3 protein-coding genes are annotated in these 10,860 nt (G+C 73.6%); 2 read left to right on the forward strand and 1 reads right to left on the reverse strand.

The features are described from left to right. Positions 1–294: 294 nt before the first annotated feature. The gene (locus tag ACJH71_RS03965; protein ID WP_406756744.1) at positions 295–678 is read left to right on the forward strand and encodes a hypothetical protein; all 384 of its coding nucleotides are present in this window, start codon (positions 295–297) and stop codon (positions 676–678) included. Continuing rightward, entirely contained in the window at positions 594–9,878 is a 9,285-nt protein-coding gene (locus ACJH71_RS03970; RefSeq protein WP_406756745.1) for a hypothetical protein, read from the forward strand. The genes ACJH71_RS03965 and ACJH71_RS03970 overlap by 85 nt, the downstream gene beginning before the upstream one ends. A 26-nt stretch (positions 9,879–9,904) precedes the next feature. Here ACJH71_RS03970 and ACJH71_RS03975 read toward each other — a convergent pair whose 3' ends face one another. Further along, positions 9,905–10,522, reverse strand: a complete 618-nt coding sequence (locus ACJH71_RS03975) for a GNAT family N-acetyltransferase (protein WP_406756746.1) — start codon at positions 10,520–10,522, stop codon at positions 9,905–9,907. Positions 10,523–10,860 lie beyond the last annotated feature (338 nt).

Consider the following 10,860-nt stretch of genomic DNA (forward strand, 5'->3'; position numbering starts at 1 on the left):
TTGTTGATCTGGTTGGTGCGGATTTGGCTGGGGCTCTTGGTGATTTGAGTCAGGCGTCGTCGTGGGAGACGTTGTTTGATCAGGCTTCGTGGGAGCCGTTGCTGAGCAATGTTGGTTTGTCGTTTGATGCGTCGTTGGCGGGTGTGCCGGGGTCGGCGGCTGCTGATGATTGGTTTGGGTCGTTGTTCTATGACCCGTGGCATGACTTGGGTCAGGCGTGGATCAACAGTTCGTTTGGTTCTGCGGTCAATGATTTCGTCAATATTTTTGGTTTCGGTCAGATTCTGATCGGTAATGGTGCTGACGGTATTGATGGTGGGACGCTGGCGCAGGCTGCTGGTGGTGCTGGTGGTTTGTGGTTCGGTGATGGTGGTGCCGGTGGTACCGCTGCTGATGGCACCGGTGGTGTGGGTGGTTCGGCGGGGATGTTCGGCGATGGTGGCGCCGGTGGTGCGGGTATCGATGGTGGCGATGGTGGCGCCGGTGGTGCTGGCGGCTGGTGGATGGGTCTTGGTGGTGATGGCGGCGCTGGTGGTGCTGGTATCGCTGGTGGTGCCGGTGGTGTTGGTGGTGTCGGTGGTGATGGCCTTGGTTTGGCGTTCGGTTCGGGCGGTAACGGTGGTCTTGGTGGCGATGGCGCGGTGGGTGCTGCGGGGGCGACTGTTGGTGCTGGGCTGAATGGCCTTGCCGGTGCTAATGGTGGCGCGGGCGGTAATGGTGGTGCTGGTGGTCGTGGTTCGTGGCTGATCGGTTCCGGCGGTAAGGGTGGTGCCGGCGGTGCTGGTGCCGACGGTGGTAATGGTGGCGATGGCGGCGACGGCATCAACGCCACAACCCCCGGTGGAGCAGGCGGCCATGCCGGTGACGGTGGCAACGGTGGCGCCGGTGGTGCGGCCGGTCGTGGTGGTGCTGCTGGTTCCGGTGGTCTGCTGGGGTCGGCGGGTGTCGCCGGTGTTGGTGGCACTGCTGGTGACGGTGGTAACGCCGGTGTCGGTGGTAACGGTGGCGCCGGCGCCGACGGCGACTCGACGTATGTCGATGGTGGCGCGGGCGGTCGTGGTGGTGACGCGGGTGTGGCCGGTGCCGGTGGTGCGGCGGCACCTGGTGGCACGGCGGGTGCTGCGGGTGCGGCGGCGACCGGTGGTGGTAACGGTGGCCAGGGTGGTGACGGCGCCGACGCCGTCATCGCAGGAACCGCCGGTGGTGCCGGTGGTCGTGGTGGTGACGCTGGCTCGCTGGGCAACGGTGGCGCCGGTGGCGCCGGCGGTGACGGTGCGGTCGGCCTTGCCGGGCACACCGATGTCAACGGTGATGGCACCACGGGTCTGGCCGGTGGCGCCGGTGGTGTCGGTGGCGCCGGTGGTGCCGCTGGTTCCGACGCCGGCAACGGTGGCGCCGGTGGTGCCGGTGGCCGCGGTGGCACCGGTGGTGTCGGTGGCGCCGGTGCCGATGGCACCGCGGGTACGGATGCGGCCGCCGGTAGCGGTGACACCGGTGGTAACGGTGGCGACGCGACGAACACGGCCGGCAACGGCGGCGTCGGCGGCGTCGGCGGTGCGGGTGGTGCGGGCGGGACTTCCGCGCACGGCACCGCGGGTGCGCACGGTGTCGGTGGTATCGGTGGCGACGGTGGCGCCGGTGGTCAGGCAGGTAATGGTGGTGCCGGTGGTGCCGGTGCCGGTGGCGGTAACGCCGCAGCGGCCGGTTCCGGCGGTAACGGTGGTAGTGCGGCCGCCTCCACTGCGGGCCAGGGCGGTACCGGTGGTAAGGGCGGCTCCAGTGGCGGGTCTGCTTACGCCGCGACCGGTGCGACGGGTGTCGACGGTGCCGAGGGCAATGGTGGTGCCGGTGGTGTCGGTGGCGCAGGCGAGCTCCTTGGCGACGGCACCGCGCAGGCCGGTGGCCAGGGCGGTAACGGTGGCGACGCCGGCACCGATGGCGACGGTGGCGCGGGTGGCGCCGGTGGCCGGGGTGCGACCGGTGAGCACGGCGTCACCGACGGCAATGGCAACGGCACCGCGGGCGCAACCGGTGGTGCCGGCGGCGCGGGTGGCACCGGTGGCGCCGGCGGTACCAACTCCGGCACGGGCGGCGTAGGCGGCGCGGGCGGAACCGGCGGCATCGGTGGTAACGGTGGCGCGGCCGACGACGCGACGGTGGCCGGCAACGCCGGTGGTACCGGCGGTAACGCCGGCGCCGGTGGCCTCGGTGGCGACGGTGGTGCGGGTGGCGTCTCCGCGGTCGGCGCCGGTGGTGCCGGCGGTGCCGCGGGTAACGGTGGCGCGGCCGGGCAGGCCGCGGCTGGCGGCGCGGGCCTCGGCGGCGGGGACTTCGACGAAGCGGGCGCCGGTGGCCAAGGTGGCGATGGTGCGGTCGGCGGTGCGGCCGGGACCGCGGGAACCGGGACCGATGGCGGCGCGGCCGGTAGCGCGGGCAATGTCGGTGCGGGCAGCGACGGTGGTGCTGGCGGTGCAGGTGGCAAGGGTGTCGGCCTGGCCAGTGATGGCGTAACCGGGCAGGCCGGAGGCGTCGGTGGTCAGGGTGGCAATGCCGCCACCGATGGCGACGGCGGTGCGGGCGGCGCCGGCGGCGCGGGTGCCAACGGCACGCAAGGCACGACAGACAACAGCGGCAGCGGTACCGCGGGCGGCAACGCCGGTGCCGGTGGCCAGGGTGGCGCCGGTGGTTCGGCCGGATCCAACTCCGGCACCGGTGGTGCCGGCGGTATCGGCGGCCAGGGTGGCGCTGGTGGTAACGGCGGGGCCGCCGACGACGCGACGGTCGCCGGTGCGGCCGGCGGAAACGGCGGCAGTGCCGGTACCGGTGGTGCGGGCGGCAAGGGCGGTGCCGGTGGCTCGTCGGCCAACGGCACCGGCGGCGCGGGCGGTGACGCCGGTAACGGTGGCGCGGCCGGTACCGCAGCTGCCGGTGGCAAGGGCCTCGGCGGCGGAGGAGGTGACGCAGCCGGCGCTGGCGGCGCGGGCGGTAACGGCGCCGACGGTGGCGCGGCGGGAGCTGGCGGCGCCGGCGGAAGTGGTGTCGCGGGCGGTGCCTCTGGCGACGCGGGCCTTGACGGTCTGAGCAGTGATGGCGCGGCCGGCGGTAACGGCGGTGCCGGCAGCGGCCTGGCCAGCGACGGCCTCACCGGTCAGGCCGGCGGTGCCGGTGGTGCCGGTGGTGACGCCGCCGCGAACGGCAACGGTGGTGCCGGCGGCACCGGCGGTGCGGGAGCCGATGGCGCGAACGGAACGACCGACGGCAACGGCGACGGCACCACAGGTGGTGTCGGTGGTGCCGGCGGCGCCGGCGGTGCAGGCGGTGCGGCCGGCAGCAACTCGGGCACCGGTGGTGCCGGTGGTGCCGGTGGTACCGGCGCCTCCGGTGGTAACGGTGGCGCGGCAGACGATGCGACGGTGGCCGGTGCGGCCGGTGGTAACGGCGGTAGCGCCGGCGCCGGTGGTGCGGGCGGTGCCGGTGGTGCGGGTGGCGCCTCGGCGAACGGAACCGGTGGTGCGGGCGGTGACGCCGGCGATGGTGGTGCGGCAGGCACCGCTGCGGCCGGCGGTAAGGGCCTTGGTGGCGGTGGCGCCGACAACGCCGGTAACGGTGGTGCCGGTGGTAACGGCGCCGACGGTGGCGCGGCGGGCAACCTGGGCGCCGGTGGCGCGGGCGTGCAGGCCGGTGCCGACGGTGGTGCGGGTGAGGCCGGTCTGAGCAGTGGCGGTGCGGCCGGTGGTAACGGTGGCGACGGCAGTGGTCTGGCCAGCGACGGCATCACCGGTCAGGCCGGCGGCCAGGGTGGCGCCGGTGGTAACGCGGCCACGAACGGCAATGGTGGTGCCGGCGGCGCCGGCGGTTCGGGCTTCGCTGGAGCTGACGGGTTCACCGACGGCGGAGGCAACGGCACGACCGGTGGTGTCGGCGGCGCCGGTGGCGCCGGTGGCGTTGGTGGTGCGGCCGGTAGCAACTCGGGTACCGGTGGTGCCGGTGGCGCCGGTGGTACCGGTGCTTCCGGTGGCAAGGGCGGCGCGGCAGCTGACGCGACGGTGGCCGGTGCGGCCGGTGGCAACGGCGGTAGCGCCGGCACCGGTGGTGCGGGCGGCGCCGGTGGTGCGGGCGGCACGTCGGCCAATGGCACCGGTGGTGCGGGCGGTGACGCCGGCGATGGTGGTGCGGCAGGTACCGCTGCGGCCGGCGGTAAGGGCCTTGGTGGCGGTGGCGCCGACAACGCCGGTAACGGTGGTGCCGGTGGTAACGGCGCCGACGGTGGTGCGGCGGGCAACCTGGGCGCCGGTGGCGCGGGTGTGCAGGCCGGTGCCGACGGTGGTGCGGGTGAGGCGGGTCTGAGCAGTGGCGGTGCGACCGGTGGTAACGGTGGTGACGGCAGTGGTCTGGCCAGCGACGGGCTGACCGGTCAGGGCGGTGGTCACGGCGGTGCCGGTGGTAACGCGGCAGCGGTCGGAAACGGTGGTACCGGTGGTAACGGCGGTGTCGGCGCGACTGTCGCCGGCATCACCGACCCCAACGGCAACGGCACCGACGGCTTCCTCGGCGGCGTGGGCGGTAACGGTGGTACCGGTGGTACCGGCGGTACCACCTCAGGCAATGGTGGTGCTGGCGGTAACGCCGGTAACGGTGGCAATGGTGGCGCCGGTGGCGCGGGTGCGGACGCGACCGTCGTCGACACCGATGGTGGCTACGGCGGTAATGCCGGAGCCGGCGGCCAGGGCGGTACCGGTGGTAGTGGCGGTGTGGCCAACAACGGCACCGGTGGTGCCGGCGGTAACGCCGGTGACGGTGGCAACGCCGGCATCGCGGGCAACGGTGGTACCGGCCTCGGTGGTGGCGGCGCTGCCAACGCGGGCGCCGGTGGTGCCGGCGGCGCGGGTGCGGACGGCGGAAGTGCGGGAACCGAAGGCGTCGGCGGCACCGGCACTGCGGCCGGAGCCCAGGGTGGAGCCGGCAACGGTGGCCAGGGCAGCGACGGTGGTGCCGGCGGCCAGGGCGGTGCTGGTATCGGCCTGATCAGCGCAACCAACACTGGCCAGGGCGGTGGCGCCGGCGGTGCCGGCGGTGACGGTTCGTCGGTGCGCAACGGTGGTGCCGGCGGTAACGGTGGCACCGGTGCGACGGTCGACGGAATTACCGACATCAACGGCAACGGCACCGATGGTGCCGACGGTGGTGCCGGTGGCGTCGGTGGCGTCGGTGGTGCCGGCGGCTCGGTCTCCGGCAATGGTGGTGCCGGCGGTAGCGGCGGCGCCGCAGGCCACGGCGGCAACGGTGGCAACGGCGCCGACGGAACTGCCGGTATCAACGCCGGTGCAGGCACCGGCGGTGACGGAACCAACGGTGGCGACGCCGGCGACGGCGGCAAGGGCGGCAACGGCGGCCAGGGCGGCAACGGCGGTGCGGGCGGCAGTGCCACCAACGGTTCGGCTGGCGCCACCGGGGTCGGCGGCGTCGGCGGCAACGCCGGTGACGCGGGCAACGCCGGTAACGGCGGCCAGGGCGGCCACGGTGCCGGCGGCGGCGCCGGGGCCAAGGCTGGCAACGGTGGTGCCGGCGGCCAGGGCGGTGTCCGTGGCGAGGCCGGCGCGACCGCTGGTGAAGGCGGTTGGAACGGCGACAACACCGACCAGGCCGCCAACGGTGCGGCCGGTGCCGCGGCGACCGGCGGTAACGGCGGTGCGGGCGGCAACGGTGGTGCCGGCGTGGTGCACGCCGATGCATCGCCTCAGGCCGGTGGCGATGGTGGCCGCGGCGGCGCGGCCGGACCGGTCGGCGTCGGCGGCGCCGGCGGTAACGGTGGAATCGGTTCGGCCGGCACCGCAGGTGTCGACGGGACCGTCGACGGTGCGGGCAACGGCGGCAGCGGAACCAGCGGCGGTCTCGGTGGTGCCGGTGGCGCTGGTGGTGACGGCGGCGAAGGCGGCAGCATCTCCGGTGACGCCGGCGCCGGTGGCGCTGGTGGGGCCGGTGGCGCGGGTGGCCGCGGTGGCTCCGGCGCCAACGGTGCCAATGCCCCATCGGTGACATTCGGCAGCGGGCTATCCGGCGGCAACGGCGGCTACGGCGGCGACGGTGGCTCGGGTGGTCTCGGTGGCAACGGTGGCGCCGGTGGTGTCGGCGGCACGGCAACGCTCGGCAACAACGGTGCGGCCGGTGCCGGTGGCGTCGGCGGTCAGGGTGGCGCCGCGGGCAACGCGGGTAACGGCGGTACCGGTGCCAACGGCGCCGGCGGCGGCTCGAACGCGATTGCCGGTAACGGCGGTAACGGCGGTGACGGCGGTGACCGTGGCGCGATCGGCCTCGGCGGTAAGGGCGGCCTGAGCGGCGACGGCCACCAGGCCGTCAACGGTGGCAACGGCGGTGCGGCGACCGGCGGTAACGGCGGCGCCGGCGGTCGCGGTGGCAACGGTGCCGTGTTGGCCAACGGCAACCCGCAGAGCGGTGGCGCAGGCGGACTCGGCGGTGACGCCGGCACCTACGGCAACGGTGGCGTCGGTGGCGCCGGTGGCGCCGGCAGTGTCGGCGGCAATGGCGCCAGCGGCTCAGCCAGTTCGGTCAATGGCATCAGTGGCCAGTCCGGTGGTTCGGGCGGCGATGGCGGCGCCGGCGGCAAGGGCGGCTCGATCGCCGGCAACGGTGGCGCGGGCGGCGGCGCCGGAGCTGCGGGCAACGGTGGCAACGGTGGCAACGGCTTCCAGGGCAAGGCAGGTCTTGACGCGGTCGCAGGAACCGGTGGAGCCGGCAGCAACGGCGGCAACGGCGGTAACGGCGGCAGCGGTGGTAACGGTGGTAACGGCGGCAACGGCGGTGCCGGTGGTACCGCCACCAACGGCACAGCCGGCACCAATGGTCTGGGCACAATCGGTGGCAACGCCGGTAACGCCGGAACCGGCGCGGACGGCGGTCGCGGTGGCAACGGTGCCGGCGGTGGTGTCAACAGCCTCGCTGGATCCGGTGGTAACGGCGGTGCCGGTGGCAACGTCGGCACTGCCGGTATCGGAGGCACCGGCGGCTACAACGGCGATGGTGTAACTCAGCGGGCCGACGGCACCGACGGATTGGCGGGCGCACACGGCGGTAACGGCGGTAACGGCGGTAACGGCGGTAACGCTCAGGGCACCAGTCAGGCCGGCGGTAAGGCCGGTAACGGCGGCGACGGCGGCAACATCGGCAACGGCGGTAACGGCGGTAACGGTGGTTCCGGTACCACCGGCGCCGCTGGGATCACCGGTGGCGACGGCAACGGAACCGACGGCGCGTCGGGCACTGCCGGTGCGGTCGGCGGTAGCGGCGGTAACGGCGGCTCCATCTCCGGTAACGCGGGTAACGGCGGCAATGGCGGTAACGGCGGCAGCGGCGGTGCGGGTGGCAACGGAGCCCTGGGCACGGGCGGCTCGGCAGGCGGCAGCGGCGGTGACGGCGGCAACGCCGCATCCGGTGCGGCCGGCGGCAAGGGCGGCAGCGCCGTCAACGGCACCGCGGGTAACGGTGGTAACGGCGGTAACGCCGGGAACGCGGGTAACGGTGGTACCGGTGCCAACGGCTCGGGCGGTGGCAACAACGCAGTGGCCGGCGCAGGCGGCAACGGCGGCGACGGTGGTGACCGCGCTGCGGCAGGTCTGGGCGGTGCCGGCGGTACCGGTACGGGCGGCCCGGGTAAGGCCGGCATCGACGGCGCTCTCGGAGTCGGCGGCAATGGCGGCAACGCCGGCCACGGCGGTACCGGTCAGGTGCTCGCCGATGGGTCTTCCCAGGCCGGCGGTAACGGCGGCATAGGTGGCGCGGCCGGCACGATCGGCAACGGTGGTGCCGGTGGTAACGGCGGCGCCGGCGCTCTGGGTGCCAACGGAATCATCGATGGCAATGGCGACGGCACCAACGGTGCCGACGGCGGCATGGGCGGCAACGGTGGCGTGGGTGGCGCCGGCGGCAGCATCTCCGGTAACGGTGGCGCCGGCGGCCGCGGCGGTGTCGGTGGTACCGGCGGCATCGGTGGCGTTGCGCAAGGAACCGACGGGCAGAACGCGGTGGCCGGCAGCGGCGCCGACGGTGGCGACGGTGGCGACGCCGGTCTCAGCGGTAACGGCGGCGCCGGTGGCCACGGTGGTGCGGGTGCCCTCGGTGGCACCGCGACCAACGGAACCCAGGGCAGCACCGGTGCCGGCGGGGTCGGCGGCAACGGCGGCGCGGGCGGTGCGGCCGGGCGCGGCGGCAACGGCGGTAACGGTGCCGGCGGCGGTGCCGACCACGTTGCCGGCGACGGCGGCGACGGTGGCGCCGGCGGTTACGCCGGGTACGGCGGTAGCGCCGGAAATGGCGGCGTCGGCGGTGACAACACCATCGCGGCCAACGGCAAGGCCGGCGCGGACGGCAACGTCAGCACCGGCAACGGCGGTAACGGCGGCGCCGGCGGCACGGGTGTCATGCTCGGTGACGGCGTCGCCCAGTCCGGCGGTAGCGGCGGTGACGGTGGTGCCGGCGGCGCTGTCGGTAACGGCGGCAACGGTGGGGCCGGCGGTGCCGGCGCTACCGGCACCAACGGCAGCACCGAGGCATCCGGCGACGGCACCAACGGTGTGGCCGGCGGTGACGGTGGCCACGGCGGTAGCGGTGGCGCGGGCGGCAGCCAGGCCGGTAACGGTGGCGCCGGCGGCGTCGGTGGCGCGGCGGGTTCGGGCGGTAACGGCGGCGACGCCGCCGACGGCACTGCGGGTGTCGATGCGGCAGCGGGCACCGGCGGCAACGGCACCGACGGTGGCGACGCCACCGGCACGGCGGGCAACGGTGCGGATGGCGGTGTCGGCGGCAACGGCGGCTTCGGCGGCAGCTCTGCCCACGGCACCGCGGGCGCTGACGGCGTGGGCGGCAAGGGCGGCAACGCCGGTAGCGCCGGTAACGCCGGTGACGGTGGTCGCGGCGGTAACGGTGCCGGTGGCGGCGGTGGTGCGGTGGCCGGATCCGGCGGTAACGGCGGTGACAGCTCGAGCACGGCAGGAACCGCTGGCACAGCCGGGGCCGGCGGCTGGAACGCCGATCACACCGCGCAGGCGGCCGGTGGTAAGGCCGGGGCTGCCGGTAGCACCGGAAACGGTGGCGTCGGCGGTAACGGCGGTACCGGCACCAATGCCGTGCTGGGCGGCGCGGCCGCCCAGCAGGGTGGCGCCGGTGGCGCCGGTGGCGACGCGGCACTCAACGGCAACGGTGGTGCGGGCGGTACGGGTGGCGCGGGCGGACTCGGGGCCAACGGCACTACCGGAACAACCGGAACGACGGGTGGCTCGAAGGCTCCCGGCGGAACCGGCGGTGTCGGTGGCGACGGAACGGCCGCGGCCGCCGGCGGTGCCGGCGGCGCTGGCGGTGCCAGTGGTACCGAGTCCGGCAACAGCGGCGTCGGCGGCAAGGGTGGCGCAGGCGGTACGGGCGGCAACGGCGGTGCCGGCGGCACGGGTGGTACGGGTGGTTCCGGCTCCAAGGGCAACACCGCCGGGGCCGGCGGGCTCGGTGGCAACGGTGGCACCGGCGGCACCGGTGGAGCGTCCGGCCAGGGCGGCTCCGGAGGCACCCTCCGCAACGGCGGCGGCATCGCCGGCGCCAACGGCGCCGACGGCGCGGACGGCAAGGGCGGCAACGGTGGTAACGGCGGCAAGGGCGGCATCGGCGGTAACGGCAGCACCGGTAAGAACGGCTGGACTGCCGGTGCCGGCGGTAAGGGCGGCACCGGTGGTACCGGCGGCCTGAGCGGTTCCGGTCAGGCCGGTCTTACCGGGGGTGCTGGGACTGCGGGTGGTGGTGCCAGCGGCACCGACAGCGCCACACCCGGCCAAGGCGGTGCCGGCGGTACCGGAGGCAAGGGCGGCGGATCGTGATGATCCGCCGCCCCTGGCGACCGGCGCTAGGCGTCTTCGCTGTAGGCCGGAATGTCCTCGGGCGTTCGCGGCCAGGCGAACAGCGCGACGCGCTGGTTCCACTTCTCCACGTAGTGTTCGCCAAGGAACGCCCCACCACGTCGCTCCCAGAATCGGCGCCCGTACGAGCTTTCGCCGGCGAAGGTGTCCCCGAGGACTCGTCGGCACTGCGGTTCGATCTCGAACACGCTTTCCACGAATCCGCGGAACATGATGGCCCCGTGCCCGTGCTCGACCATGTCGAGTTCGGCGATGGCTGCGTGCAATCCGATGTCGTAGGGATCGGCGTCGTAGATGGTCGCGATGTCGTCTTGGGCGGCCCGGAACAGCTCCATGTAGCCCATCGGACGGCCGTCAATGCTGAACACGTACGGCCGGGAGTAGTTGCCCTCGAATTGGATGCCCAAGTGTTGACGCCACTGATCGGCCGGGTAGTCGTAGTGCCACGTCTCGACCAGGTGCGGCCGGTTCATCCACTCGGAGATCATCTCGGCGTCGCCGTCCGGGTCTGCGAAGCGAACGCTGTACGGGGCGGGGAATATCGGCAACGGCGGGGCCGGAACCGCACGGACCTCGTCGGTCACGTTAGCCAGTTGTCGTGCCATCAGCGAGCTCATGGCGCACCGGAACCCGTTGTTGTTGAGTCGGTTTCGGTAATCACTACAGGTTCCTCCTGGAAGTCCTTTGACGGCAACGCCGTCGCCAATGGGTTCGCCCATGATGCCACGACAACCGACCGGCGGCGGGGCCGAAATGCCGAACGGCACCGCCAGAACAAGCACCCGAAGTTCCCCCAGCGGTGCTGAGACATCAGCACCGTAAAACACTCAAAAACTTGATCCGAGAAGACATCACCGACATGGGTTCGCAGCAGAATAGGGAGTCCCACATGACTGGAAAGCAGCACCGCGCAGAGCGTCGTGGTTTCACTGGCGCCGTTCGC

This window comes from Mycobacterium sp. SMC-15 (genome assembly GCF_045310925.1).
In the GTDB taxonomy this organism is placed as follows: Bacteria; Actinomycetota; Actinomycetes; order Mycobacteriales; family Mycobacteriaceae; genus Mycobacterium.